This window comes from uncultured Dysosmobacter sp., from assembly GCF_947631165.1.
Classification (GTDB): Bacteria; Bacillota; Clostridia; order Oscillospirales; family Oscillospiraceae; genus Oscillibacter.
This window is the reverse complement of record NZ_CANRKH010000004.1, coordinates 128,130-154,139: the sequence shown is the minus strand read 5'-3', so window position 1 is coordinate 154,139 and position 26,010 is coordinate 128,130. Positions and strand designations below refer to the sequence as shown.

The following is a 26,010-nucleotide window of genomic DNA, read 5'->3' as shown; positions in this document are numbered from 1 at the left end:
CTTGAAAATCACGATGTAGTGGGGCGGCTGGGTGGTCTTGTCCTTTCGCAAGGTGAAGTCCACGCCGTATTTCTTGGCGCAGGGCTTGAAAGCGGCGATATTGGCGTCCGTGATCTCGATGTTGGACAGCGCCGCCCCGTGCTGTTTTAACTGTTTTAGGCTCTGCTGGCCGTGGTGGAGCTTGGGGCCGTGCTTCTGGGCCTCCAAAAACTTTTTCAGGGCCATTTGTAGCACTTGGGCCGTCAGCTTCCCGGTTTTCATGGATAACGCGATGGTCTTTTGAGTGACTTCCTCCTGCAAACCTCATACCTCCTTTGCCAGAAGTCAGAAAGGGGCGGCTAAGGTGGAACCACCAGCCGCCTAAGATAAATCCGCATTAGATACGCACCCGCAGGCCGTTCAGATCGTCGGCCCGGATGCCCACCAGATACCAGGCGTGGCCGTACTCAATGCGGGTGGGCTTCCACCGGCCTCCCACCATTACGTCGAAGCACTGTCCACAGTGCAAGCTGCCATAGTAGTCCGCCAGGTCAAAGCGGATGTCGTAGCGGTCTGCCCGCTCGTCGAAGATCAATGCGCCCTGTTTCATATTCGGGGCCTCCTTTTTCAGATTTTGCCCTCCGCCATGTCGTGGGCGACGAGGGCTGTGTAATAGCTGCCCATTGTGCTGGGGGCGTTGAACAGCACCGCCAGCAGGTATTTCTTGATATTGCGGATTTTCGTGGTGTTCTGCCGCATACAGTCCATGACAAACTCGATATGCCCACTGTTCAGTTTCAACAGCTTGGCCTTTACCAGCTCGGCGGGGTAGTCGTCACCGGCCACCCGGATCGTCTTGCGGGCCGTGCAGACGGTTTCCACCAGCAATTCCACGATGCCGTCCAATTCTTCCCGGTCGATCTTGGAGTAGCGCAGGAGGTGGTCGTACTCGATGTTCTCCTTGATGATGTCCTGATAAATCTCTACCGCGCTCTGCGAAGCCGCTTCCGTTCTTTTCCTTTCCGGCGGCGAAGCCGCTCCTGCCTCGACGGGAGGGGCAGAATGGGAGGGAAAGGAATGGGTACTTGATGCGTCAGTAATAGATTGGTCTTTAGTTACTCTATCTTTAATTTGTTGCGTTGGATTTTCCGACGTCGGTTTTTCCGTTGTCGGGTTTTCCGACGACGGTTTATCCAACGACGGCGGCAAGGAAATGGGGCTTTCGTGGATGATGTACTCGTTGCTGCTGAACTTGCCGCCCTCGTCGGTGGTCTGGTGGCGCTCGATGTACCCGGCCCGTTCCAGCTCATTGACGGCGGAACGAATAGCGTCCTTGCTCTCACGGTTGATGTAGCACAGCCCGGACAGGGTGTAGTCCCAATCTTCCGGGAGTGAGAGGATTTGCGACAGCAGCCCCTTGGCTTTCAGGGACAGCCGCTTGTCCCGCAGGTGGTAGTTTGACATCACCGTATAGCCCGTGTTCTTTTCCACGCGGAATACTGGCATGGCTTTCCGCTCCTTTCGGTGTTTGGACATGAAAAAACGCCGCAGATTTTTTGAAACCTGCGGCGTTGGCCGGGACGCAGAAACGGGCGTTGTCTTGCCGACATCGCCCGTTTTCTGTGCTTGTTGTTCAGTTGTTTGCGCCGCCCCGTTTTCCGCTGCCCTTAAAAAACATTGATTTTACTGGGTTTTCTCATGTTTTCTTATGGCACCATGGCTAAAGCCGTTCCTTTTTTCGCATCCATTACGCCGGGGTCTTGGGGAGATTGATGCGCTCATCGATGGGGGTCAGCAGGTACAGCCGCAGGAGCTTCGCCCAGCCCTCCTGCTCCTCCGTGAAAACGCCGCCGTCGATGGCGCTGTCCAGGGCGTTCACTGCCGCGTCCAGCTCCACCGGGTACAGCTCCGCGTCATAGGCGGTGTCTCTGATAGCGTGCCATTTTACCTCCTCGTCAACCCCATCTACGGCAAGGGCTTTGGCGAAAGATACCGGGTCATAGAACATTGCGTGGGAGAGAATTCCATCATAGGAATCCATGTATGCGCCGTCAAGTCCTTTCGCTGTACATCCCATTTGAATGTCCAGCATTTCGCTCTGTGAGTAGCTGTCCTGTCTCGCCAGCCAGTCCATGAAAGCGAAGGCCGTATCGTCTGGGTACCCCGTGCCGCCGAGGGTCATGAACTCCTGCCAATCCAAATAGGGCAGGAGGGTAAACGCGTCCCGGCGGTAGGCGTACCGCTCCTCGGCGGAGAGATTGTTATTGGTCACTAACTGGTTCCACGCGATATAGGCTCTGCGGGTGTCGTCGATGTCCTCCCGCTCCGGTTCCCGGCGTTGGGAGAAATCCGGCTCGCCGTTGATGGTTGGGAAACGGGAGACATTGTTGGGCAGGAAGAAGTTGTTTCCCGCGTCAATCAGATCCTCCACCCACAGCCCGGCCACCAGGCCGTCCCGCATGTAGATAGCGAGATAGCGGGAAAAGGCGGATTCGGGCTGATAGATGTAGTAATAATCGTGGGACGTCAGGGTATAGCCGCCCTCTTCCTTCAAACAGTACACCAGTTCGTCGCCGTAGGCTGCCGCCACGTCGGCCTTGGTGCTGCCGGCGTGGATGCCGCGGGGGGTGTGGACGCTGGGGGCGATGGTAGACAGACGGATGACGGATTCACACTCCACAGATGGCGGGTCCGTTTCCAGGTCTTGCTCCGTGTGCAGATAGGAGAGGTTGATGGCGCCGCAGACGGCGTCGTGCAGGACTGTCAGGTGAAAGTCCGTGTCCAGGACCTCCTCCGGCGCAGTCAGCTCCAGAGAAGTCCCAAAGGGGAAGAAGTCCTCCTGTTCCCCCAGCTCCAGAAATTCCTCGTTCCCGTCGCGGTTGGTCCACAGCAGGGCGAAGTCTGTGGCGGGATAGGGGACCGGGGACGTTTCATCTGCGGCAGGCGGTTCGCCTGCGACGGCCTCCTCGCTGGGGAGGATCCGCTGAGAGCGGATGTGGAGAAAGACCGCTGCCAGTACCACCACCAATAATGCCGCCAGCACGCCGCACAGCACCGGCCAGAAGAAACGGGGCTGTCCGGCGGCGGGACCTGAGAACGGCGACGTTTCCGGCGCGGGAGCGTCCTCCGAGGGCGTCCCCTCCGGCGTTTCCGTCAGCTCCGCCATGGAGATGTGGAACTCCCGGGCCAGCGCCATCAGATTATTCATATCCGGCGCCGCCGCGCCGGTCTCCCACTTGCTGACGGCCTGACGGCTGATGCCCAGCCGTGCCCCCAGCTTCTCCTGGGAGATGCCCAGGTTTTTCCGATACTGAGCGATCCGATCTCCCAATGTCATAGGCATCCCTCCCGAAAATCTTCACGTTAAACGCTTCAATCTTCCATCTTTTCAAGAACCAGTATGCCATATTTGAGCTTGTAAATCTACCACCCGCGTGTCAAATATCGGTTGCGGGACCTAAAAAAGCGGGGGAGGAGCCGGTTTGTGCCTCCGAAGGCGGGGAGAGGGTCCTGTGCTTTTTTTGTGAAAATCTGGCCGGACCCCCTATGCAAACGAAAAAAAATACGGTAAAATAGAAACGATATAACTTCCAAGGAAAACAGGGAGGTCATTTACATGGCAAAACCGGTATACAAGCGGGTCCTGCTGAAGATCAGCGGCGAGGCCCTGGCCGGCGGCAAAGGCTCCGGCCTGGATTTTGAGATGATCGGCAGCGTCTGCGACGTCATCAAGGAGTGCCTGGACATGGGCGTTCAGGTGGGTCTGGTGGTTGGCGGCGGCAACTTCTGGCGGGGCGCCAAAAACAGCGGCGGCGGCAAGATGGAACGCACCCGGGCCGACCACATCGGCATGCTGGCCACGGTGATGAACTGTCTGGCGGTAGCTGACGTGTGCGAGCAGAAGGGCATTCCCGTCCGGGTCCAGACTGCCATCGAGATGCGGGCCGTGGCCGAGCCGTACATCCGCGGCAGGGCGATCCGGCATTTGGAGGAGGGCCGTGTGGTCATCTTCGGCGCGGGCACCGGCAATCCCTATTTCTCCACCGACACGGCGGCGGTGCTGCGGGCGGCGGAGATCAACGCCGACGTGATCCTGCTGGCCAAGAACGTAGACGGCGTGTACACCGCCGACCCGGCCAAGGACCCCTCTGCCGTGAAGTACGACAGTATCAGCTACGACGATGTGCTGGCCCAGCACCTGATGGTGATGGACACCACCGCTACATCCCTCTCCATGGACAACCACATCCCCGTGCTGCTCTTTGCCCTGAAGGACCCCCGGAACATCATCCGCGCCCTGTGCGGCGAGAAGGTCGGCACCATCGTCAAGGAATAAGACCGCGCGTGTCCGCGCTTTCCATTTAAGAAACGTGAAAGGAAGGACCCTATTATGTTGAAGGACGAATACAAAGTATATGAAGAGAAGATGAAGAAGAGTATTGACTCCGTTGCCGCGGACTTCGCCTCCGTGCGGGCGGGCCGCGCCAACGCCGCCGTGCTGGACCGCATCATGGTGGATTATTACGGCAGCCCGACCCCCATCCAGCAGATCGCGGCCATTTCCTCCCCGGATCCCCGGGCGCTGGTCATCTCTCCCTGGGACAGCAAGGCACTGAAGAATATTGAGAAGGCCATCCAGAACTCTGACCTTGGCATCAACCCCCAGAACGACGGCCGCTGCATCCGCCTCACGTTTCCTCAGCTGACGGAGGAGCGCCGTAAGGAGTTGGTGAAGCAGATCCGCAAGTACGCGGAGGGCGGCAAGGTGGCCGTCCGCAACATCCGCCGGGATGCCATGGACAACTTCAAGAAGCAGGAGAAGAAGTCCGAGATCACGGAGGACGAGATGAAGCAGGTGGAGAAGGATCTGCAGAAGCTGACAGACGACAGCTGCAAAAAGCTGGACGAGCTGCTGGCCAAGAAGGAAAAGGAACTGATGGCGGTCTGAGTTCTTTTCTTGAAAGAAAAGAACCAAAAGAATTTTAGCGCGCTCTGGGGCGTTGGGCGATTGACCAGCGACCCTACGACGGCAATTGGGGGATAGAAGAAGCTTTCAGGATTTTCGTGTTTTCAGGAACGGGGCTGCCGAAACCGGCGGTGCGCTTTTCAGCAGCAAAATACCAGTTCCTGGGCGAGCGAATTCTGATTCAGCCGAGGGCCGGCCTCTGGGCCGGCCATTGGTTCGTTTTGAGCGGAAAAGGAGGATGCCGTGGCAGCGAGAGAAGTGGACCCCATGCAAACGCCCCGGGCGGACAGCTGGGCGCTCTATCACCGTGCGCCCATGCCCATGGTCACGCTGTTCAAGACCCTGGACATCACGCCGCTGATGGCGATAAAGGAACGGGGATATAAGCTGAACATGCTGCTGTGCTGGTGTGTCGCCCAGGCGGCGGAGGCTACGCCGGAGTTTCGCCTGCTGCCGGTGGGGGATACCCTGGTCCAATATGACCAGCTGGGCGTCAGTGTGATCGTGGCCAATGACAAGGGCGGCCTCAATTCCTGCGACCTGCCCTGCCTGCCGGACCTGGAGGCTTTCAACCAGACCTATCTGGAGCTGACGGCGCGGACCCGCCGGGACTGCGCGGACCACGAGCTGCCGGACCGCATGATAGTGGGCACCTCCAGCCTGGTCCGGTATGACATCGACGGCGCGGCGAACATGTACTCCGGCATTTTCAACAATCCCTTTCTGATTTGGAGCAAATACCGGGAGGAGGACGGCAGGGCACTGCTGCCCCTGTCCTTCCAGTTCCATCATGTACAGATGGACGGCCTGGGGGCCTGCGCTTTTTTGGAGCGGCTCCAAGAGGCTGTCCGCGAGACCGGGCGGGCGTGAGCGCCCACCGGAAGGAGAGAAACCATGTCAAATGAGACCGGGCGGGCGGCGCAGCCGCCCCGCCACATCGCTATCATCATGGACGGCAACGGCCGCTGGGCCACGAAACGGGGCCTGCCCCGCACCGCCGGACACAAGGCGGGGGCAGAGACCTTTCGCCGTATTGCCACCTACTGCAAGAATATCGGCGTCAAATACTTGACGGTGTACGCCTTTTCCACGGAGAACTGGAAGCGCTCCACTGATGAGGTGGGGGCCATTATGGCGTTGCTGAAAAAGTACCTGCTGGAAGCGGTGGACACCATGGAACGGGACCATATCCGACTCCACTTCTTCGGGGACATGACGCCCATCAGCCCTGAGCTGAGGGCATTGGCCCGGGAGACCGATGAGATTACAGAGCATCTTTCCAAGGATGATTTCCAGGCCAACGTCTGCTTGAACTACGGCGGGCGGGACGAGATCCTGCGGGCGGCGCGGCGGTTTGCCGCCGACTGCGCAGCGGGGAAGAGGCAGATCGAGGACTTGGATGACGCCCTGTTCTCCGGTTATCTGGACTCCAGGGGCATCCCGGACCCGGAGCTGATCATACGGCCCAGCGGGGAGCAGCGGCTGAGCAACTTTCTGCTGTGGCAGTGCGCCTATTCCGAGTTCTATTTCACAGACGTGCTGTGGCCGGACTTTGACGAGGCGGAGCTGGACAAGGCCATCGCGGCCTATCAGAGCCGGGACCGGCGCTTTGGCGGCGTGATGAAATAAGCCTTTATAGAAAAGAGGGCGGTTATGAAATCAAGAATTTTGGTGGCTGTCATCGGTGTGCCGGTGTTGGTATGGGTTGTTCTATGGGCGCCGTCCGTCGTGATGCTGGCAGCGCTGTGCCTGCTGGCCGGCATTGGCGGCATGGAATTACAGCAGTGTGTCAGCGGTGTGAAGCGGAGCGAACTGGTGGGACTCAGCGGCATCTGCGCGGTGTTCACTGTGGAATGGTACTGTGACCGGCCGGAGCATATGGCAATGCTGTTTATGATTGAAGCCGCACTGTTTTTTGGCTACGCCATCATAAAAGCGGGCGAGGTGAAGTTCGCCCAGCTCATGGCGGGACTGTTTGGCAGCATCGCAATCGGTTGGTCCTTTTCCGCATTTTTGCGCATGGAAGCCTCCGGCATCCACCGGGCCTATCTGCTGCTGCCGTTCATTCTCAGCTTTGCCTGTGACACGTTTGCCTATTTTGCGGGCCGGGCCTTCGGCAAGCATAAGCTGGCCCCCAAGGTCAGTCCCAAGAAAACCATTGAGGGCAGTATCGGCGGTATGGCAGGGAATGTTGTCTGCGGACTGCTGTTTGCTTTTGTGGTGGACCGCGGGTTCGGCGGCAGCATCGGCTATGTCCCCATGGTGCTGCTGGCCCTGCTGTGCGGCGTAGTGGCCCAGATGGGTGACCTGAGTTTTTCTCTCATCAAGCGGGAGTACGGCATCAAGGACTATGGCCGTTTGTTCCTGGAGCACGGCGGCGTGCTGGACCGGTTTGACAGCGTACTGTTTGTCACGCCGCTCATTGAGATCATTTTAAATTTTGTGAAATAAGATAAGCTATGACGAATACGATTTCTATACTTGGTTCCACCGGTTCCATCGGCCGCCAGACCCTGGACGTGGCGGAACAGATGGGCCTGCGGGTGGCGGCCCTGACGGCCAATTCCAGCGTGGAGCGGATGGAGGCCCAATGCCGTCGGTTCCGCCCCAGGCTGGCGGTGATGACCGATGAATCGGCGGCGAAGGACTTGGCGGTCCGACTGGCAGACACCGATATAAAGGTGCTGGGCGGCTTCAACGCATTGGAAGAGGCGGCGACGGCTCCCGAGGCCGGCACCGTGGTCACCGCCGTGGTGGGCATGGTGGGGCTGAAACCCACTTTGGCGGCCATCCGGGAGAAAAAACGCATCGCCCTGGCCAATAAGGAAACGCTGGTCTGCGCCGGAGAGCTGGTGATGGACGCGGCGGATACATACGGAGCGGAGATCGTGCCGGTGGACAGCGAGCACTCCGCCATTTTCCAGTGCGTGCAGGGCTGCGCCGGCCGGCGGGAGATACGTCGTCTGATCTTGACCTGCTCCGGCGGACCGTTTTATGGTATGACCCGGGCGGAAGCGGGCAAAATGACAAAGGCGGACGCTTTGAAGCATCCCAACTGGAAGATGGGACCTAAGATCACCGTCGACTGCGCGACCCTGATGAACAAGGGCCTGGAGGTCATCGAGGCCATGCGCCTCTACCGCCTGCCCCTGGAGCAGGTCAGTGTGGTGATCCACCGCCAGTCCATCGTCCACTCTCTGGTGGAGTATCGGGACGGCGCGGTGCTGGCCCAGCTGGGCACGCCGGATATGCGATTGCCTATCCGCTACGCCATGACGTATCCCCACCGGGGCGAAAGCCCTGAGGAGTCGCTGGACCTGCTGTCCTGTCCGCCCCTGACCTTTGCGGCTCCGGACCGGGAGACCTTCCCCTGCCTGCGGCTGGCGGAGGCGGCGGCGGCCGCGGGCGGCACTGCCTGCGCCATTCTGAACGCCGCCAACGAAGAGGCGGTGGGCCTGTTCCTGGCAGGCCAGATCGGCTTTTATGACATTCCCCGGCTGGTGGAAAAGGCCAGGGCGTCGGTGTCTGTGACGCAGGCTCCGGATTTGGAGGAGATCTTGGCGGCGGACCGGGAGGCCCGGCGCGCCGTCCTTGGGAAATAAATGATGCAGGAGCTTTTTGCATGAAACCGATTTTTATCCTGGCAGCGATCTTGATCTTCGGCGTTCTGGTGGTGGTGCATGAGTTCGGCCACTTCATCACGGCGAAGCTGTGCGGCGTGCGGGTCAACGAATTTTCCATCGGCATGGGTCCCGTGCTGTTCAGCAGGGCCAAAGGGGAGACCCAGTACTCCCTGCGGGCCTTTCCCATCGGCGGCTTCTGCGCCATGGAGGGAGAGGACGAGGACACCGGGGACGCTCGGTCCTTTGTCCGCCAGGGCTTTTGGAAGAAGCTGGTCATTCTGATCGCCGGCTCCCTCATGAATTTTCTGGCCGGCCTGCTCATCATCGCGGCGCTCTTCGCCGGCAGAGAGAGTTTTTACACGGATCAGATCGTGGGCTTCGCCCCCGGCTTCCCTCTGGAAGGGGAGGACGGCCTGATGGTGGGGGACGTGTTCCACAAGATCGATGGCTATCGAACCTATGTGAACGGCGACGCCGCCATGTTCCTGGCCTATCATCAGGGCGACAGCATCGACCTGGAGGTCATTCGGAATGGCCAGAAGGTGGTTTTGAAGGACTTTCCCATGAACCGCGGCACCTATAACGGGGAAGAGGGAAAATTTGGCCTGACCATCGGCCCACGGGAGATCCCGGCCACGCTGGGAGCCAAGCTGCGCTATACCTGTTATCAGGCGCTGGACTTTGTGCAGCTGGTGTGGTTCAGCTTGGTGCAGCTCTTTACCGGCGGCGCATCTATGCAGGATCTCAGCGGCCCGGTGGGCATCGTGTCCGCCATTACGGAGGTCGGCTCCGCTGTGGAGGCGGAAAACGGCCTGATGGCGGCGTTTTACAATGTGTTCTACTTTGCCGCCCTGCTGGCGGTGAATCTGGCGGTGATGAATCTGCTGCCCATTCCCGCGCTGGACGGCGGCCGGGTGTTTTTCTTGGTGGTGGACGCCATTGCGCTGCGGCTGTTCAAGCGGCCTGTGCCGGAGAAGTATCAGGCGGCGGTGAACACCGTGGGTCTGGTGGTCCTGATGGGCTTCATGCTGCTGGTGACATTCCAGGATGTGCGCCGGCTGTTCCGATAGGGAGAGACGAGAGATGACAAAACGACTGATGGTGGGAAAGGTCCCCGTGGGCGGCGGCGCTCCGGTGAGCGTCCAATCCATGTGCAATACAAAGACCGACGACGTGGCCGCCACCGTGGCCCAGATCAAAGCTTTGGAGGCTGCCGGATGTGAGATCGTCCGGGTCGCTATCCCGGATCAGGCGGCGGCGGAGGCGGTGGACCGGATCAAGGAGCAGATTTCCATCCCCCTGATCGCCGATATCCATTTCAACTACAAATTTGCCCTGGAATGTGCCGAGCGGGGCATCGACGCCCTGCGGATCAACCCCGGCAACATCGGCGGGGAGGAGAAGGTGAAGGCCGTGGCGGACGTCTGCCGCCGGAAGGGCATCCCTATCCGCGTAGGCGTCAACGGCGGTTCCCTGGAAAAGGAGCTGCGGGCGAAATACGGCGGCATCACCGCCGAGGCCCTGGTGGAGAGCGCCATGGGCCACGTGCATCTGCTGAACAAATTTGATTTTGACGATATCTGCATCTCCGTCAAGTGCTCCGATGTGCCGCTGACCATGCGGGCCTACACGCTGCTGAGCCAGCAGACGGACTATCCCCTGCACCTGGGCGTCACAGAGGCGGGCACGCCCTCCATGGGCATGGTGAAATCTGCCATGGGCATCGGCGGACTGCTGTGCATGGGCATTGGCGACACCATCCGGGTGACGCTGACTGCCGATCCTGTAGAAGAAATCTACGCCGCCCACAAGATCTTGAAGGCCGCCGGAGTGCGGAAGGAGGGGGTCAACCTCATCGCCTGTCCCACCTGCGGCCGCACCCGCATCGACCTGATCCCTATGGCGGAGGAAGTGGAGCGGCGGCTGGCGAACTGCAAAAAGAACATCACGGTGGCTGTGATGGGCTGCGCTGTCAACGGTCCTGGCGAGGCTGCCGCCGCCGATATCGGCATTGCCGGCGGCAAGGGCGAGGGACTGCTGTTCCGAAAAGGGGAGATCCTTTACAAGGCGCCCCAGGAGCAGCTTGTAGACGCACTGATGGCGGAGATCGAAAAGCTGTAGCGTTTCAGGAAGGGAATGTTTTTATGATGATAGTGATCTTAGCACTGGTATTGGGTGTCCTGCTCAACATGTCCACCGCCGGAGGCCAGGTCTGGCCATAGGCTCTGTTGTGGCTGTTGTGATGATGGGCGTGTGGCTGAAGGGCCATATCGATCGCCGGTTCAACGCGCTGGAGGCCGGGCTGAAAAAAGCAAAGAGAGTTTATTAGAGAATTTGGAAGAGAAGTAAAGGAACGATATGTCGAGAAACATCCCATTTTTTGAAATGTTCACGGAGCTGCAGCTCTCAGGCGAGCTGCGGCTGAAGCTGGCAGGCGCGGTGCTGACGGGGGCCTGCATCGACCAGGGCGCCATGAGCATCACCCTGCATTTGACCACAAAATTTCCCCTGACGGCGGCGGATATCCAGGGCATTGCGGACTGCCTGAAAGCAGTCTATGGCTTTGCCAAGGCGGACATCGACGTTACCTGCAAGGCCCCGGAGCAGCCCCGGCCCGTGCCCCAGGCCGCTCCCGACCGCGGAAAGAGCGGCGGGAAGCCGGTGGTGGGCAAGGTACTGATGGGCAATGCCATCAAGGGAAAGCCCGGCCCTATGAAGGACCTGAACCTGAAAATGGGCAATGCCACTGTGGCGGGCAAGGTGTTTGCCTTTGAGTGCCGGGAGACCCGTCGCCCCGGCATGTGGCGGCTCAGCTTTGACATGACGGACTACACCAACTCTGTAACAGTCCAGAAAAACCTGACCGCCAAGGAGGCGCAGACGCTGGAGAGCGCCATCAAGCCCGGCATGTGGCTGTGCGTTCAGGGAAAGATGGAGCCTACCTGGGACGGCAAAGACATCCAGCTCAATCCCTACCACATCAACGTCATCCAGCACCAGGAGCGGCAGGACACCGCCCCAGTAAAGCGGGTGGAGCTGCATCTACATACCAAAATGAGCAATATGGATGCCCTGACGGACACCAAGGAGGTCATCCAGGAGGCCATCCGCTGGGGCCATCCCGCCATCGCCATCACAGACCACGGCGTGGCCCAGTCCTTCCCAGACGCCTGGCACGCCGCGGGGGATAAAATAAAAGTCCTTTACGGCGTAGAGGGCTATTTCGTCAACAACATCGACGACCGGGTCGCGGTCCACGGCAGCCAGGACTGTTCTCTGGATGATGAATTCGTCTGCTTTGATATCGAGACCACCGGTCTGAAGGTGGACCGGGAGGCCATCACAGAGATCGGCGCGGTGGTGCTGAAAAACGGCGAGATCGCGGAGCGGTTCCAGACCTTCGTGAACCCCGGCCGCCGCTTGACACCGGAGATCATCGGCCTGACGGGCATTACCGACGATATGCTGAAGGACGCGCCGCAGCCGAAAGAGGCGCTGGAGGAATTCCTCAAATTCGTGAATGGCCGCCCCCTGGCGGCCCACAACGCGGAATTCGATATCGGCTTCATCCGCAAGGGCTGCCGGGACTGCGGCTTGGAATTCCAGCCCACCTATGTGGATTCCCTGATCCTGGCCCAGAACTTGCTGCCGGACCTGCACAAATACAAGCTGGACATCGTGGCGGAGCATCTGGACCTGCCCGCCTTCAACCACCACCGGGCCAGCGACGATGCCGCCACGGTGGGCTATATGCTGATCCCCTTCTGGAAAACGCTCCATGAGCGGGACGTCCACACCCTCCAGGCGGTGAACCGGGAAATGGAGAAGCTGCGGCCCCTGGGGAGCAGGACCAACCGCTTTCCCAAGCACATCATCCTCATTGCCCGGAACAAGACGGGGCTGAAAAACCTGTATCAGATGATCTCCGCCTCCAACCTGAAGTATTTCAAGCGGGTCCCCACCATTCCCAAAAGCTTGCTGCTGGAGCACCGGGAGGGTGTCATCGTGGGGGCTGCCTGCGAGGCTGGCGAGCTGTTCCGGGCGGTGGCAGACCATAAGGACTGGGAGGAGCTGAAGCGCATCGCGTCCTTCTACGACTATCTGGAGATCCAGCCCCTGTGCAACAACATGTTTATGCTCCGCAACGGCGATGTGCAGAGCGTGGAGGATCTGAAGGAGTTCAACCGCGTGATCGTCCGCCTGGGGGAGGAGATGGGAAAGCCTGTCTGCGCCACCGGCGACGTTCACTTCCGGGAGCCGGAGGACGAGGTGTATCGCCATATCATCCTGGCCTCGAAAAAATTCCCCGACGCCAACGAGTCCCTGCCTATCTACTTCAAGACCACCGACGAGATGCTGAAGGAGTTCAGCTATCTGGGGGAGGAGAAGGCCTATGAGGTGGTGGTGACCAACACGCGGCTGGTGGCGGATCAGGTGGAGACCTTCGAACTGCTGCCCAGCGAGCTGTTTCCGCCCCGACTGGAAAACTCCGAGGAGGACCTGAACCGCTTGGTCTGGGAGAAGGTCCACCGGCTGTATGGTGAGGACCCGCCCAAGCTGATCGTGGACCGGCTGAATGTGGAACTGGGCGGTATTCTGGGCAAGTACGACGTGGTGTACATGTCTGCCCAGAAGCTGGTGCAGCGGAGCCTGGAAAACGGTTATCTGGTAGGCTCCCGGGGGTCCGTCGGCTCGTCGCTGGTGGCCTATATGTCCGGCATCACGGAGGTCAACTCCCTGCCGCCCCACTACCGCTGTCCCAAGTGCAAGAACAGCGAATTTATCACCGACGGCTCCTATGGCTGCGGCGCGGACATGCCGGACAAGGTGTGTCCCGTCTGCGGCACGAAATACGTCAAGGACGGCTTCGACATCCCCTTTGAGACCTTCCTGGGATTTGGCGGCGGCAAGGTGCCGGATATCGACCTGAACTTCTCCGGCGAGTATCAGGCCCGCGCCCACCGCCACGCCATCGAGATGTTCGGCGAGACCCAGGTGTTCCGGGCAGGCACCATCGGGACCCTGGCGGAAAAGACCGCCTACGGCTTCGTGAAAAAATACCTGGAAGAGAACGGCATGACCGCAGGGCGGGCGGAGGAGAACCGGCTGACCCTGGGCTGCGTGGGCGCCCGGCGCACCACCGGCCAGCACCCCGGCGGCCTGGTGGTGGTCCCCGACGACAAGGACATGGAGGATTTCTGCCCCGTCCAGCATCCGGCGGACGCTGATGATTCCGACACCATCACCACGCATTTTGAATATCACTCCATGGAGGCCAATATCCTGAAGCTGGACATGCTGGGACACGATGACCCCACCATGGTCCGCATGATGCAGGACCTGACTGGGATGGATCCCCACGACATCCCGCTGGATGACCCGGATACTATGTCCATCTTTACCTCCAGCAAGGTCCTGGGCTATGAGAACGATGAGATCCTCGGCCCCACCGGCGCCGTGGCCATCCCGGAGTTCAACACCCGCTTTACCCGTCAGATGCTGATCGATACCCAGCCCAAGGACTTCAATACCCTGGTGCGGCTGTCCGGCTTCTCCCACGGCACCGATGTGTGGCTGGGCAATGCCCGGGAGCTGATCGTCAGCGGCACCGCCAGCGTTCTGGAGACGGTGGGCTGCCGTGACGATATTATGCTGTATCTGATCTCCAAGGGCCTGGATCCCAAGATGAGCTTCAAGATCATGGAAAAGGTCCGAAAAGGAAAGGTGAAGAAGGGCGGCTTTGACGAAGGCTGGGTGGAGGCCATGCGGGACCACGAGGTGCCGGAGTGGTACATCGAGTCACTGGCTAAGATCGGCTACCTGTTCCCCAAGGCCCACGCGGTGGCCTACGTCATGATGGCCTTCCGCATCGCCTGGTACAAGGTCCATGAGCCGCTGGCTTTCTACGCCACCTTCTTCTCTGTCCGGGCCAAGGCCTTTGATGCGGAATTCTGCTGCGCGGGAAAGGATGCGGTGAAACGGAAGATCCGGGAGATCGAGAACAACAAGGATGCCACGGCGGTGGAGCAGAACCTGCTGACGACCCTGGAGGTCTGCTATGAGTTCTATCTTCGGGGCTTCCACTTCGACACCATCGACATCTATAAATCTGATGCTACCAAGTTCATCGTGACGGAAAACGGCCTTCTGCCGCCCTTCACCACCGTCCATGGCCTGGGCGAGGCCGCAGCCATCGACACGGTGGAAAAGCGGAAGGGGAAACAGTTCATATCTATCGAGGAGTTCGCTATGTGCTGCAGCAAACTGTCCAAGACCCATATCGAGCAGCTCAAGGCCCTGGGCGCTTTCGCCGGCATGGCGGAGACCAGCCAGATCACGTTGTTTTGAATAGAGTAAAGATTTGTATTTGTGCATTTTAGCAATGGATTTTTGCAAAACGCAGGTGTAAAATAGACCAGAAAATTCAATAAGAAAGAGGTATGCCAACATGCTGAACGCAAACGTCAAGGACCTGCTGAACCAGCAGGTGAACAAGGAGTTTTACTCCGCCTATCTGTATCTGGACTTCTCCAATTATTTTGAAACCCGTGGACTGGACGGCTTTGCCAACTGGTATAAGATCCAGGCCCAGGAGGAGCGGGACCATGCTATGCTGTTCTATCAGTATCTGCACAACAACAACGAGAGCGTGACCCTGGATGCCATTGCCAAGCCCGACAAGGTGCTGGACAGCGACATGACCGTGCTGAAGGCCGGCCTGGAGCACGAGGAGTATGTCACCAGCCTCATCAACGGCATCTATGCCGCCGCCTATGAGGTGAAGGACTTCCGCACCATGCAGTTCCTGGACTGGTTCGTGAAGGAGCAGGGCGAGGAGGAGACCAACGCCAACGACCTGATTTCCAAGATGGAGCTGTTCGGCTCCGATCCCAAGAGCCTGTATATGCTCAACAGTGAGCTGGCGGGCCGGACTTACAGCGCCCCGTCCCTGGTGCTGTGATACCGGGATAGTCTACATAGAAAAAGTGGCCGCTCATGCGGCCGCTTTTTTATTTATACGGAGGAAGATGGAGTCAAACACTGATTTTTGATTCTTCATTTTTGATTTCCCAGTGAATGAGGAAGGTCAGGGCGCCTCGCAGTAGGATGATGGCCCCCAGGGTTATCAGTTCCTGGGGTTCCCGAACAATGGCCGTGCGGAGGACCTCGCCGCCCAACTTGAATTCCAAGGCCAGGGCGATGCCCTGAGCCAGAACAAGGCGGACATGAGGGTCCCTGCGGAAACAGCCGACGATGCTCCGCACAGCGGACACCAACAGCACCGCCACGCCTACGAATTCCAAAAACAAAACGCCGAATTGTACAATGAACTGAAATTCTTTTTCTAAATATTCAAGTATGGCCAAAAATCTCACCTCAAACGTTTGCGTTAATGACATCATACCATAAAATGGGGAAATTGCAAGAAGAAACAGAAAAAAGCGGAAAAACAGGCCACGGGTGGCCTGTTTTTCTATGGGAGCGGCGGAAGGCTTACCCCTCCAGCTTGGCGTTGCATTTGTTCAAAAAGCGCGCTTCGCTGATGATGGCCCGGGTGTGGGTCCCGGAGCCAATGGGGCCTTTTTCGTCCCAGGCCTTCACGTTGAACTCCACCATTTTGCCGTTTTCAGACACAGCAGTGATCTCTGCCTCGGCCCATACGGTCATGCCGACGGGAGTAGGGGCGTCGTGGCTGATGTCCAGATGGGTCCCCACGCTGCCCTGGCCTTCCTCTAGAAAGCTCTGAAGGCAGGTCTGTGCGGCGTTTTCCATCATGGCGACCATGAAAGGCGTGCCGAACACCGGCAGGGAGCCGGAGCCCACGGCGTCTGCCGTCAGCGACGGGGTGACGTTCTGCTTCAATTGACATTTTGTTCCGATCAGGATCATGATCAATTCCTCCTTGTGTATCATAGACAGCTAATGGTTCTGTGTTTCTTTAGCAGGGGATCCCCGCGTAAAACGGCTCCAGTCAAACGTTTTGATACCGTTTTATAGTCAAATAACTTGAAAAAACGCAAACGATTTTTCAAGTTATTTGATTATAACACAGGGAGGCGTTGGGTTTCAATGGTTTCTGTTTTGAAGCAATCCATGCTTGAAAGACCGCCTCAAAGGGATTTTTTTGATGGCCCGTTGCGGAAATCTTTTGTTCCTTCAGCAAATTTTTAGACCCGTCCATTTATCATGGTCCAGCGGGCGAAGGCATGTGAGGTCCGGTGGGAAGAACGGGCCGTCATTGTGCCGGTGATCCAGAAGAAGTAAGCGGGCGCCAGTCGCGGCGCACAGCTGCCGCGAGTTCAGCGGCGCTGTCAGGCAGGACCGGGTAGATCCAGCTCATTACGCCGGAGCTTTCTGGACGCGACCGGATATCATCCTTCTGGACACCTGAATATACAGCGCCAGAGCCAGTCCGATGGAGAGAATGTCCGCCGCCGGCTGCGCCCACACAAGGCCGGTGATCCCCAGGGCAGCCTGCAGCAAAAACAGGGCGGGGATAAAAATGATCCCTTGGCGGCTCAGATTGATGACGAGGGCGGGCGCGGCGGCGCCCATGGCCTGCAAGGTATTGATCAGGACGTAGAATACGCCGAACAGGGAGCTGGTAGTGAGCAGGATGCGGGAGAAGTCCACGCCGTAGTCATAGGCACGGGGATCGGTCAGAAACGCGCTGACGATCTGACCGGTGAACAGACAGCACAACAGGGTCAGCACGCTCCCCAGGACCAGGGCAAACAGAAGTGAAAATTTTAAAGACTGCTTGAATCGTTTCCACAACTGAGCTCCCACACAGTAACCCAGCAGGGGCTGAACGCCCTGTCCCAGTCCCATGCAGACCATGCCGGTGATGGTGACGACTTTCATAGCCACGCCCATACCGGCCACGGCCATAGCGCCGTCGGGATAGGCGGAGAGCCGGCTGTTGATGATGATCTGCGATATACTCATCAGAATAGAGCCCAGAGCTGCCGGAATGCCGATGGACAGAACGGCGGTAGTGGCCTTCTCTGGACAGGCCAGCGCCTGTAAGCCGATGCTGAGAGACGAACCGCCCCGCAGAAAATAGAGAATATAGCAGCCTGCTCCCGCCGCGCTGCCAATAACGGTAGCGATGGCGGCACCGGCAATATTCCAGCCGAAGCCCAGGATCATAATGGGGTCTAGGATCACATTGAGCAGATTTCCCAGGAGTTGTCCCATCATGGCCTGGCCAGACCGCCCCTCCGCCCGGATGACGTTGGAGCAGCAATTGGAGATCAGTACGAAGGGACCGCCGCAGCTGACGATGGTGAGATAGGTTTTGGCATATTCCCAGGTATCCGGGCTGGCTCCCACCAGGGCCAGGATCTTTTCTATAAAGAGCAGGAAGAGAAAAGACATCACCAAGCCGGTGACAATACAGCCCCACATACAAAAGGCGCAGGCCTTTTTAGCGTACTCTTGGCGGCCCTCTCCCAAAGCTCGGGAGATCACGGATGTGCCGCCCATGCCAAACACGGTGTCTGCCGCCATAAACAGCAAAAACACAGGCATGGCTAGCGATACCGCCGCTACCTGAAAATCATCGTGGGTCTGACCAATGAAAAAGGTGTCCGCCAGATTGTAAATGAGCACCATCAGCATGGCCGCCATGGCGGGCAGGGCATTTTTCAGTACTGCTTGGCCCACTGGGGCCTTTTCAAACAGTTCTGCTGCTTTGAGATCGTTCATCACATATAACCTCCTCAATTTGTTTGTGAAAACAATAGCATGCTATTAATGCGCGAAAAATAAATGTCCAACAAGGGACATTTATGGAATTCAGGGAAGGGAGGAGCATAGCTTTTCCAGCAGGCGGAGCAGAGTATCCTGCTCTTGAGCGGACAAGGCCGACAACATAGATCTCTCTGTTGCTTCCATATCCTGGTCGGCATATTGCAAACGCTTTTCACCTGCCGCGGTGATACGAACCAGCTTGATCCGCCGGTCTACCGGGTCGCCGAAGCACTCCACTAGTTTTTTCTGCTCCAAGCGGACCACGATGCCTGCCGTTGTAGACTGGGCCACATGGAGCCGTTGTTCCAGTTCTTTCAACGTCAGTTGTTTTTCAGCAGTCAATGACAACTCCACCAGCACGCCAAATTGAGCCATGGTCAGGTCCTGTGTACGAAGAAGAGAATTGGCCTGTTTTTCAAAGCTGTCATAAATTCGTTTCACCAGCGCCCCCAATGCTGTTCGGTTTTTCATAGTATCGCCTCCTTCAGGCAAGAATAATAGCATGCTTTTATTATAATGTCAATAGCCTGCGTTTGATTTTCGGTACGCCGGTCAAACGGAGAAGAAATCCTCTCGTAAACCATATTATGAGAGGATTTGCCGCGGCTGCTGGATCTGGGCTGGCAGCTCACGGAGCGGATCGTTCAGGCCGGTAAACGCCCCGAAAGATCTTTTATAAGGTGAACCCCGCGCATTCTCGATAAAGCTCGATCATAGCGGCGGCAAAATATCCGGCACGGTAGAAGAACACAGGCCGCTTCTCTTTCGTGTGATTTTTGGCGCAGCCTGCGGTACTGCTGATGCGGGAAATGACCTGAGCCGATCAGTCATTGCTCTTGAACATATCGGCCACCTCTTTGATCGTGACAAAGGCTTTTGGGTCTATGGTACGGACGATGGTACGCATTTTGGAGATCTGAAATCGGTTCACTACAAAATAGATGATCGTCTTTTCGTGATTGGAGTACCCACCGATGGCGGCGATCTTAGTAAGGCCGCACCCAAAGGTCGACATCAGCGCCTCACCGATCTCCTTGGGGCGGTCGGTCACGATCATGACTTCCTTGGAGCGATCGATGCCCTCTACAACAAAGTCCACGGTCTTTAGCCCGGCAGCGTAAGTCACGATGGAGTAGAGGGGAAGGATCCAGCTGCCCATCACAAAGCCGCAAATGACATATAAAATCACATTGTAGACCATTACAAAGGTCCCAACAGTTACATTGAGCCGCTTGGCAAAGATGACCGCCATGACCTCAATGCCGTCGATAGCGCCGCCGTAGCGCATAGTGAGACCGCTCCCTACGCCGGAGATCACCCCGCCAAACAGAGCGCACAGCAGCAAATCATCCCCCGCTAAAGGAGAGGCCAGGCTGACGTCGATCGGCAGTACGTCGGTGATGAGCCAGGAACCGGCGGAATAGACAATAACTGTAAAAATGGAGTACACTGTAAAGACGAGCCCCTGCTTCCGCAGGCCAAATAAAAATAGGGGAATATTCAGCAGCAGCAGGAAAAACGGCAGGGTCAAATGATCCGGCGTGACCTGGGAGAGCAGAATAGAGGTTCCGGAAATGCCGCTGTCATAAAGCTTGACTGGGGCCAAAAACACCGTCACGCCGAAAGCGTTGATGTTTCCCGCCAAGAGAAGGAACAGGAAATTTTGCCACCGCAGAGTCTTTAGCTCCTGGATCGATTTTTTCATAAACCCTCCATGATTAGATATGTTAGATATATTTATCATATGGCCTTGGAGGAAAGAAAACAAGTGAAAGATTGTTAAGGAACCACTGAATAAATCGTGACGCATGTCTTGGCGGCATCTTTTCTGCCTGAACTGCCGTCAATTTTTTGAATGTTGCTATAAATTTGCAACCACCGCAGACAGCGAAGTATCACAAGGGATGAAACCTTTTCATTTGGGTATAACGCTGGAGGGCAGGACGATTAGGGAGAGAGATGTAAAAAGGAAGGTCCCACAGGGGGGCCTTCCTTTTATGATAGCGGCAGTATCTCTATAAAGAGCAGATCTGCTCACTTTCGAACGCTGATGTATCCTTTATGAAAATATCGGGGTCCTCACGCTAATCTTGCCGGAGTTAGTCAAACTCGCCGGGGAACGCGGCGGCCCTAACCGCGGAAGGGACTGGCCACCGCAGGCTACAAAACTGCATAGCATTGTCGGTTGGAAGAAACTGTGTCAGACTATGATAGGTTCTTATGGATTCTGTAAGAACGGTGGAACTTTGTACCTTCCAGCGGTATCCGCCACTCAGTCACGCAGGTGGGCTTCCGCCCGGTATTCCGCCGTATCGGAAAAGGGGTAGAAATACGCCGGTACATGGCGGAAAGGCAGTGCGTTCAAGTCGGGGGAGGCCGCTCCCGGTGCGTCCGCATAGAAAATCTTCTCCGCAATGCGCTCAAAGGCCGCGCGGAAGGAGGTACACGCTTTGACTACCAGCATCTGGTAAAACAAAGGCTCGATTCCGAAGTGGCGGAAGAACTGGGGATCGCCAGGCTGAGAAACAGTGGTGGTCACCAGTACGTCGATATTGCCCACAGTCAGAACAGCGGTCCGGCCCAGGTTGCGGGATTGGCCGGCGAGGGCGGGACCCTCGTTGATGAAACAGCCGTCGTGGAGGGAACGGACTTGAGCCTCCGCCTCCACAGGGGAGGTCAGGCGGGCATCCTTGGTAGCGCCCAAGCAGAACTTGCCTTTCCATCCCACACCTACCTGGAACGCTTTTTCCACAGCCGGAACGTCAACCACGGGAAGCGCGGCCTTGATGGGAGATCCCGTTTCAAGCAGCTTTTGAAGCACGAAAGCACTGTCCCCGCAGGCACCAGCGTGGACTGAGTCAGAGGAGTCCACCAGCAGCACGGGTTTTCCCGAGGTGTTCCTTTCCGCCTCCTGGATTACTTCCTCAACGCTGGAGGAGTTGCTCCGGAAAGTCCCGCGCATCCTCCACAGCCTTGATGTGAGCTCCTCGACATAGGAACGGGCCGGTCCGTCTTTGTCCGCGAAGATGATGACCTCGGCACCGGCACAGCAGGATACATCCAGCCAAGGCTGAGCTTGGAACACTGAGAAATCTGCGATTTTCCCACCGGCTACCAAACGCTTTCCGTCTTGAATCAGTTCCCCAAAGGGTCCCCGCATGGTCGTATAGGTACTGGCGGATACGAGCATAGGTGCCTCGGCGTAGAACAGTCCCAGATTGTCCCCGCTTTGAAGCCGCCTCACACACAGCTCCGCCGTCCGGTGGCCTGTGTCATAGAAGTCCACATGGGGATACGTATGGAACCCGCATATAAAATCCGCATTGTCGCGGATTCGCTGGGTGATGTTGGCATGCAGGTCAAAGCTGGCGGAGATCACCACATCCGGCCCCAGTTCCTTGCGGAACTCCTGCAGGATATACCCGCACACATCCTCCATCTCCGTGGATTGGGTGGCGCCGTGGAGGGAAACACAGGCACCGTCAAAAGGCTGGTTGGCCCGGATGACTGCTATCGTGTCACGTACGAACCCGTCCACAACAGCTTGCTCTACCGGTCCTCCGGCTGTGCTGTACATGGCGCAGGAGGGGATGACCTCCGCCCCTGCAGCATCCAGAACGCCAAGTATTCCTCCCAGCATCGTCTGTGTGTTGCGGCACTTTTCCAAGAGTTCTCCATCCGTATAGATATAAGTGTACGCGAAATTCTCCCGAGTGGTAAGCTCCGGATTGAATGAATTGCTCTCTTGGAAGAACTCACAGATTAATATTCTCATAGCTATATCCTTTCCATTTTTTCGGCTGCTGGAAGCATGCGCCATATGGCCGCTGCTTCACCAGGTGGCAGGCGACGAAATGGCCCGGCCGCACCTCGATGAATTCCGCGTCATGTTTCCAGCATTCCTCCACGCATTGGTTGCAGCGTTTTACAAAACGGCATTCATTAGTCTGGTTCATCGGGCAGGGAATCTTCCCTTTGAACTGAATCCGCTGACGGCAGTCGTGGAGGGCCGGAACAGGAATGGTTGACAAAAAAACGTCTGTGTGGAGGGATGCAGCGGATTCTTAAAAGCAACATCGTAGAATTAACCATTGAGCGGGAATTTCAATGCTAGCAGGCAATGCCATCTGTAATATCGCTGGGATAGTGGGCAAGGGCACACCTAATCAGGCTGGCAAGCAGCGCTTGTTTGCCAGATACAGATTTGCTAAAGCTAAAGCAAACGTCATATTCAACTTTTCTCTTTGCTTCTTCGGCCCTCGGTATTGCGTTTTTCAAAAGTGAAATAATCGCTTGACCACAGCAAATATGTGCTCCACCTTGGCGCGTACCGGTGACTTCTCATGCTCCCACTGCTTGCTCTGTGCCTGGGAGCGATTAGAGTATTCGCACCTGTCACTTCCACATGCACATGGTGGACCAGACCTGCGTCCTTGTCTAGCGTCATTCCGCACTGGGGCAGCGCACCTGTAATGTCAACCGGGCGTTATGAAAAATTATTTGCCGTATGCAACGCTTGGCAACCACATGGAAATCGGTTCAATAAAAGTAACAAGCAACAGGCAAATCACCAGAACGCCGATCATGGGCACCAGCTTTTTTGAAATCTGTGCCACAGATATCCCCGTGATACCGGACGCTACAAAGAGATTAGCACCATAAGGGGGCGTTACGAAACCGATCGCCAGGGCGATGGTCATAAACACGCCGAAATGGGTCAGACTGTAGCCCAAACGTGTCACGATCGGGATCAGGATGGGGGCCAGGATCGTTACGGAAGTCACATTATCAATAAAGCATCCGATTACCAGCAGGAACCCGAGAATCAGCAGGATGATTACATATTTGTTATCTGTAACGCTTAGAAGGAATGACGCGAATTTAGCAGGCATCTGCATAGTGGTGAGCATATAGCCAAAGCTGGTCGCACAGGCAATGCAGATCAAGCCAGTACTGGTTGTCAGTGCAGCTCTTTTGGTCGCTTCGAAAAATGTTTTGAGAGTCAACTCTTTATAGATGAACACACCAGCAAAAATTGCCCAAATGCACGCGACGATCGCCGCCTCTGTTGGCGTGAAGACACCGGAATAGATACCACCGAGAATGATCAGCGGGGTCAGGATTGCGGCAAACGAATCCTTGAAGGTCGCCCATAGTCCCTTGTCGTCCTCATGTGCAACTTCAGCATCGGCACCAAAGCCAGACTTTTTGCAGCTGAAGTAGCTGTATACACACAGCGCAGCGGCAATCAGAAGGCCGGGGACTATGCCGGCAACGAACATCTCACCGATCGAGCAGTTGGCGATCACACCGTACAGGACCATGGGAATAGACGGGGGGATGATGGGGCCAATCACTCCTCCACAGCAGGTGATCGCCGTGGCCCAGGTCTTATCGTACTTTTCCTTGACCATCTCTGGGATCATCATCGTGCCAATGGCGGAAACGGTGGCCGGGCCGGAGCCGCTGAGCGCCGCAAAGAAAGCGCAGGCTCCTACGGTAATCATAGCCAAGCTTCCCGCTGCTTTCCGGACAAAACATTTGGCCAGACTCACGATACGCCTGGAAATACCGCCGGAGGACATCAGATCCCCTGCCAGGGTAAAAAACGGAACCGCCAGCAGCGCAAAGCTATCCAAGCCGGTGACCGCCAACTGAGCGGAAACGATCGTATCGACATTGCTGAAGAGGGCCATCGTGATAATGGAGGCTCCGCCAAGACAGAATGCAATGGGAACACCGGCGAAAATCCCGATAAACAGAACGATAAACAAAAATGCCATCGCCATGGATCATACCTCCTCTTTAATACAAATAGTCTCGCCCTTGGCCACCTTTATGATATAGATGATGGACCGCAGGATGATGAGTGAGCAGCAGACAGGAACGCTCAGATACACAAACTGCATGGGCAGGTGCAACGCGCCGGATATCTGTCCGCGCATTGAGATCATTGCTACGACAGCGCTCCCCTTGTAGAACAGGAAGCCGCAAAATACGATGTTGACAAGGGCTATGAAAATCTCGTAGATTTGCCTGACTTTTTTGGGCATCTTGTTTATAAGAATATCAATGCGGATATGGCGGTTTTCCTTTACGGCGTAGCTGGCGCCCAGCCAAATTTCCCAGATAAACATATATCGGGCAAGCTCTTCGGCCCAGCGGAAGGAATGCAGAAGCACATACCGGGAAAACACCTGCACCGCCAAAATTACCAACATGACGATATAGGCGATCGCCAAAACGGTTTCCTCGAACTGGTCGCAGTACTTTATCAGTTTCTTCCACATTTGAGAATTCCTTTCCCTTCAAACGGCAGGGGCCTGGAGGCATTCTCCAGGCCCCTGTCCAGCAACTTTTATATCATGCTATTTTAGAGTACACCCGTTATTTACTCTGGAAGGACAGCGCCATATCGATCACTTCATCGCCAAACTGCTCACGGGCATCCTCATAGACTGGGGCACATGCGTCAATAAATTTCTGCAGGTTTTCCTCCGTAAGTTCATTTGTTTCCATATGTTCCATCAAATAGGCCAACGCTTCCTCATTTGCCGCATCACACAGCTCATATTGAAGCTCGCTGCAAGCGGTCATGGCATCCTTCACAATAGTTTGTAGGTCCTCCGGCAGACTGTCGAAGAATGCTTTGTTCATAATAACCGGCAGTGTGCAATACCAGTGGGGAGTCAGCAACAGATAATCGGTGACCTCTTCAAAACGGGAACTCTTGATTAGGAAGATGGAGTTTTCCTGGGCATCAACGACACCCTGCTGCAAAGCTGTAAAGAGCTCGCTGTAGGCCATCGGATTTGGGGAAGCGCCCCAAGCACTGAAGAAGTTCATCTGGATCTCATTCTCAATAGTGCGGATCTTTATCCCCTTCATATCATCCAGAGTATTGATGGGGTGCTTGTTGTTGCTAATATACCGCACGCCATTTTCCAGCCAGCCCAGACTCACCAAACCGATGCTCTCCAGATTGACCGTGAGCAAATCACCAAAATCACCGCTCAAAGCGGAGCGAGCGGTCTCTGCATCGGGGAACAGGAATGGCAGGGACAAAACGTCAAGCATGGGGTCAAAGGTCGCAACAATGGCGGAGCTGGGAAGTGTTACCTCCAGTGTACCCATCTGAACAGCCTCCGTCATTGCCCGCTCTGTCCCGAGTGCGCCGTTGGCATAGATCTGTACATCGATCCGGCCGCCGCTCTTCTCTTCAACTTCTTTCTCAAAAGACAGCAGTGCCTGATGCGTGGGGGTTTCTTCCTGGATAGAATGGCCGACCTTGAGGATGAATTCCGCATTGCCGGAATCCTTTGAGGTGTTACCGTTTGCGCTGTCAGGCTGCGTGGTGGAACCGGTGGTATTTCCGCCGCAGGCGGCCATAGATACTGCCATGAGCATGACAAGAACGAGCGCTAAGATCTTTTTCACTTTCATTTCTTTTCCTCCTTAAATCCTTTACATAATTTTTCCGCACCAATTCTGAAGCCCGAAAAGCGTTTGTAAACAAGGGACCCAGGGTGTGGAATCAACTGACCATTCTCCGGTTTAGCGGTATAATAGAATCACAAGCAACAACTAACCATAGCCGAAGAAAGAGCCATGCGAAATAAATGCGCGCAGATGTCGCTGTCCGGCACCTACAAGAGCGAGAACGTTGGTATAAATGCCGCCGGAATC

24 protein-coding genes are annotated in these 26,010 nt (G+C 56.6%); 10 read left to right on the top strand and 14 right to left on the bottom strand.

The annotated features are described in order from the left end of the window. The 4 genes from Q0Z69_RS03815 to Q0Z69_RS03800 form a co-directional block, all read right to left on the bottom strand. The coding region (locus tag Q0Z69_RS03815; protein WP_298029887.1) for a PcfB family protein at positions 1–300 on the bottom strand (300 nt) is incomplete at its 3' end. A 76-nt stretch (positions 301–376) separates the two neighbouring features. Next, positions 377–589 (bottom strand): DUF5348 domain-containing protein, encoded by a 213-nt coding sequence (locus tag Q0Z69_RS03810; RefSeq protein ID WP_298029886.1) that lies wholly within the window; start codon positions 587–589, stop codon positions 377–379. Positions 590–606: 17 nt separating this feature from the next. Further along, positions 607–1,485, bottom strand: coding sequence for a DUF6017 domain-containing protein (locus Q0Z69_RS03805; RefSeq protein ID WP_298029885.1), 879 nt, complete (start codon positions 1,483–1,485; stop codon positions 607–609). A 241-nt stretch (positions 1,486–1,726) separates the two neighbouring features. Beyond that, entirely contained in the window at positions 1,727–3,316 is a 1,590-nt protein-coding gene (locus tag Q0Z69_RS03800) for a helix-turn-helix domain-containing protein (protein WP_298029884.1), read from the bottom strand. Between the two features lie 279 nt (positions 3,317–3,595). On the opposite strand from Q0Z69_RS03800, the gene pyrH reads away from it, so the two are divergent. From pyrH to Q0Z69_RS03750, 10 genes are all read left to right on the top strand, one after another. Next, positions 3,596–4,315 carry a UMP kinase gene (gene pyrH, locus Q0Z69_RS03795; RefSeq protein ID WP_298029883.1) on the top strand — a complete coding sequence of 240 codons (720 nt, stop codon included), beginning with the start codon at positions 3,596–3,598 and terminating at the stop codon, positions 4,313–4,315. Between the two features lie 54 nt (positions 4,316–4,369). Then, the gene (frr, locus tag Q0Z69_RS03790) at positions 4,370–4,927 is read left to right on the top strand and encodes a ribosome recycling factor (protein WP_298029882.1); all 558 of its coding nucleotides are present in this window, start codon (positions 4,370–4,372) and stop codon (positions 4,925–4,927) included. Between the two features lie 261 nt (positions 4,928–5,188). After that, positions 5,189–5,815: a CatA-like O-acetyltransferase, family 2 gene (locus tag Q0Z69_RS03785; protein WP_298029881.1), complete on the top strand. Its 627-nt coding sequence runs from the start codon at positions 5,189–5,191 to the stop codon at positions 5,813–5,815. 24 nt (positions 5,816–5,839) lie between these two features. Next, positions 5,840–6,574, top strand: a complete 735-nt coding sequence (uppS, locus tag Q0Z69_RS03780) for a polyprenyl diphosphate synthase (RefSeq protein ID WP_298029880.1) — start codon at positions 5,840–5,842, stop codon at positions 6,572–6,574. Positions 6,575–6,598: 24 nt separating this feature from the next. Next, positions 6,599–7,396, top strand: a complete 798-nt coding sequence (locus Q0Z69_RS03775) for a phosphatidate cytidylyltransferase (RefSeq protein WP_298029879.1) — start codon at positions 6,599–6,601, stop codon at positions 7,394–7,396. Positions 7,397–7,404: 8 nt separating this feature from the next. Then, positions 7,405–8,547, top strand: a complete 1,143-nt coding sequence (locus Q0Z69_RS03770) for a 1-deoxy-D-xylulose-5-phosphate reductoisomerase (RefSeq protein ID WP_298029878.1) — start codon at positions 7,405–7,407, stop codon at positions 8,545–8,547. A gap of 20 nt (positions 8,548–8,567) precedes the next feature. Further along, positions 8,568–9,638, top strand: a complete 1,071-nt coding sequence (locus Q0Z69_RS03765) for an RIP metalloprotease (protein WP_298029877.1) — start codon at positions 8,568–8,570, stop codon at positions 9,636–9,638. Further along, the gene (ispG, locus tag Q0Z69_RS03760; RefSeq protein ID WP_298029876.1) at positions 9,616–10,689 is read left to right on the top strand and encodes a flavodoxin-dependent (E)-4-hydroxy-3-methylbut-2-enyl-diphosphate synthase; all 1,074 of its coding nucleotides are present in this window, start codon (positions 9,616–9,618) and stop codon (positions 10,687–10,689) included. Before Q0Z69_RS03765 ends, ispG begins: the two co-directional genes overlap by 23 nt. A gap of 237 nt (positions 10,690–10,926) precedes the next feature. Then, the gene (locus Q0Z69_RS03755; RefSeq protein ID WP_298029875.1) at positions 10,927–14,916 is read left to right on the top strand and encodes a PolC-type DNA polymerase III; all 3,990 of its coding nucleotides are present in this window, start codon (positions 10,927–10,929) and stop codon (positions 14,914–14,916) included. Between the two features lie 100 nt (positions 14,917–15,016). After that, a complete protein-coding gene (locus Q0Z69_RS03750; RefSeq protein ID WP_298029874.1) occupies positions 15,017–15,529 on the top strand; it encodes a ferritin in 513 nt (170 codons plus the stop codon). 73 nt (positions 15,530–15,602) lie between these two features. Here the strand turns inward: Q0Z69_RS03750 and Q0Z69_RS03745 are convergent, their stop codons facing one another. The 10 genes from Q0Z69_RS03745 to Q0Z69_RS03705 all read right to left on the bottom strand — a co-directional run bounded on the left by Q0Z69_RS03745 (position 15,603) and on the right by Q0Z69_RS03705 (position 25,767). Continuing rightward, positions 15,603–15,935 carry a DUF1622 domain-containing protein gene (locus Q0Z69_RS03745; RefSeq protein ID WP_298029873.1) on the bottom strand — a complete coding sequence of 111 codons (333 nt, stop codon included), beginning with the start codon at positions 15,933–15,935 and terminating at the stop codon, positions 15,603–15,605. A 127-nt stretch (positions 15,936–16,062) separates the two neighbouring features. Next, positions 16,063–16,458 (bottom strand): thioesterase family protein, encoded by a 396-nt coding sequence (locus Q0Z69_RS03740; RefSeq protein ID WP_298029872.1) that lies wholly within the window; start codon positions 16,456–16,458, stop codon positions 16,063–16,065. 450 nt (positions 16,459–16,908) lie between these two features. Beyond that, positions 16,909–18,279 (bottom strand): MATE family efflux transporter, encoded by a 1,371-nt coding sequence (locus tag Q0Z69_RS03735; RefSeq protein ID WP_298029871.1) that lies wholly within the window; start codon positions 18,277–18,279, stop codon positions 16,909–16,911. A gap of 90 nt (positions 18,280–18,369) precedes the next feature. Further along, positions 18,370–18,795, bottom strand: coding sequence for a MarR family winged helix-turn-helix transcriptional regulator (locus Q0Z69_RS03730; RefSeq protein WP_298029870.1), 426 nt, complete (start codon positions 18,793–18,795; stop codon positions 18,370–18,372). 352 nt (positions 18,796–19,147) lie between these two features. After that, positions 19,148–20,029, bottom strand: a complete 882-nt coding sequence (locus Q0Z69_RS03725; RefSeq protein ID WP_298029869.1) for a YitT family protein — start codon at positions 20,027–20,029, stop codon at positions 19,148–19,150. A gap of 567 nt (positions 20,030–20,596) precedes the next feature. Continuing rightward, a complete protein-coding gene (locus Q0Z69_RS03720) occupies positions 20,597–22,099 on the bottom strand; it encodes a M81 family metallopeptidase (RefSeq protein ID WP_298029868.1) in 1,503 nt (500 codons plus the stop codon). Next, the gene (locus Q0Z69_RS16840; protein WP_367272226.1) at positions 22,080–22,355 is read right to left on the bottom strand and encodes an oligopeptide/dipeptide ABC transporter ATP-binding protein; all 276 of its coding nucleotides are present in this window, start codon (positions 22,353–22,355) and stop codon (positions 22,080–22,082) included. Before Q0Z69_RS16840 ends, Q0Z69_RS03720 begins: the two co-directional genes overlap by 20 nt. A gap of 465 nt (positions 22,356–22,820) precedes the next feature. Further along, positions 22,821–24,113, bottom strand: coding sequence for a TRAP transporter large permease (locus Q0Z69_RS03715; RefSeq protein ID WP_298029867.1), 1,293 nt, complete (start codon positions 24,111–24,113; stop codon positions 22,821–22,823). A 3-nt stretch (positions 24,114–24,116) separates the two neighbouring features. Beyond that, on the bottom strand, positions 24,117–24,614 hold the full coding sequence (locus Q0Z69_RS03710; RefSeq protein WP_298029866.1) for a TRAP transporter small permease: 498 nt from the start codon (positions 24,612–24,614) through the stop codon (positions 24,117–24,119). Positions 24,615–24,711: 97 nt separating this feature from the next. Then, positions 24,712–25,767 (bottom strand): TRAP transporter substrate-binding protein, encoded by a 1,056-nt coding sequence (locus Q0Z69_RS03705; RefSeq protein WP_298029865.1) that lies wholly within the window; start codon positions 25,765–25,767, stop codon positions 24,712–24,714. Positions 25,768–26,010 lie beyond the last annotated feature (243 nt).

Bases quoted from the DNA above. Each gene is read 5' to 3' on its own strand.
- Q0Z69_RS03810 (WP_298029886.1), bottom strand. From the start codon at position 589: ATGAAACAGGGCGCATTGATCTTCGACGAGCGGGCAGACCGCTACGAC.
- Q0Z69_RS03805 (WP_298029885.1), bottom strand. From the start codon at position 1,485: ATGCCAGTATTCCGCGTGGAAAAGAACACGGGCTATACGGTGATGTCA.
- Q0Z69_RS03800 (WP_298029884.1), bottom strand. From the start codon at position 3,316: ATGACATTGGGAGATCGGATCGCTCAGTATCGGAAAAACCTGGGCATC.
- pyrH (WP_298029883.1), top strand. From the start codon at position 3,596: ATGGCAAAACCGGTATACAAGCGGGTCCTGCTGAAGATCAGCGGCGAG.
- frr (WP_298029882.1), top strand. From the start codon at position 4,370: ATGTTGAAGGACGAATACAAAGTATATGAAGAGAAGATGAAGAAGAGT.
- uppS (WP_298029880.1), top strand. From the start codon at position 5,840: ATGTCAAATGAGACCGGGCGGGCGGCGCAGCCGCCCCGCCACATCGCT.
- Q0Z69_RS03775 (WP_298029879.1), top strand. From the start codon at position 6,599: ATGAAATCAAGAATTTTGGTGGCTGTCATCGGTGTGCCGGTGTTGGTA.
- Q0Z69_RS03770 (WP_298029878.1), top strand. From the start codon at position 7,405: ATGACGAATACGATTTCTATACTTGGTTCCACCGGTTCCATCGGCCGC.
- Q0Z69_RS03765 (WP_298029877.1), top strand. From the start codon at position 8,568: ATGAAACCGATTTTTATCCTGGCAGCGATCTTGATCTTCGGCGTTCTG.
- ispG (WP_298029876.1), top strand. From the start codon at position 9,616: ATGTGCGCCGGCTGTTCCGATAGGGAGAGACGAGAGATGACAAAACGA.
- Q0Z69_RS03755 (WP_298029875.1), top strand. From the start codon at position 10,927: ATGTCGAGAAACATCCCATTTTTTGAAATGTTCACGGAGCTGCAGCTC.
- Q0Z69_RS03750 (WP_298029874.1), top strand. From the start codon at position 15,017: ATGCTGAACGCAAACGTCAAGGACCTGCTGAACCAGCAGGTGAACAAG.
- Q0Z69_RS03740 (WP_298029872.1), bottom strand. From the start codon at position 16,458: ATGATCCTGATCGGAACAAAATGTCAATTGAAGCAGAACGTCACCCCG.
- Q0Z69_RS03735 (WP_298029871.1), bottom strand. From the start codon at position 18,279: ATGAACGATCTCAAAGCAGCAGAACTGTTTGAAAAGGCCCCAGTGGGC.
- Q0Z69_RS03730 (WP_298029870.1), bottom strand. From the start codon at position 18,795: ATGAAAAACCGAACAGCATTGGGGGCGCTGGTGAAACGAATTTATGAC.
- Q0Z69_RS03725 (WP_298029869.1), bottom strand. From the start codon at position 20,029: ATGAAAAAATCGATCCAGGAGCTAAAGACTCTGCGGTGGCAAAATTTC.
- Q0Z69_RS03720 (WP_298029868.1), bottom strand. From the start codon at position 22,099: ATGAGAATATTAATCTGTGAGTTCTTCCAAGAGAGCAATTCATTCAAT.
- Q0Z69_RS03715 (WP_298029867.1), bottom strand. From the start codon at position 24,113: ATGGCGATGGCATTTTTGTTTATCGTTCTGTTTATCGGGATTTTCGCC.
- Q0Z69_RS03710 (WP_298029866.1), bottom strand. From the start codon at position 24,614: ATGTGGAAGAAACTGATAAAGTACTGCGACCAGTTCGAGGAAACCGTT.
- Q0Z69_RS03705 (WP_298029865.1), bottom strand. From the start codon at position 25,767: ATGAAAGTGAAAAAGATCTTAGCGCTCGTTCTTGTCATGCTCATGGCA.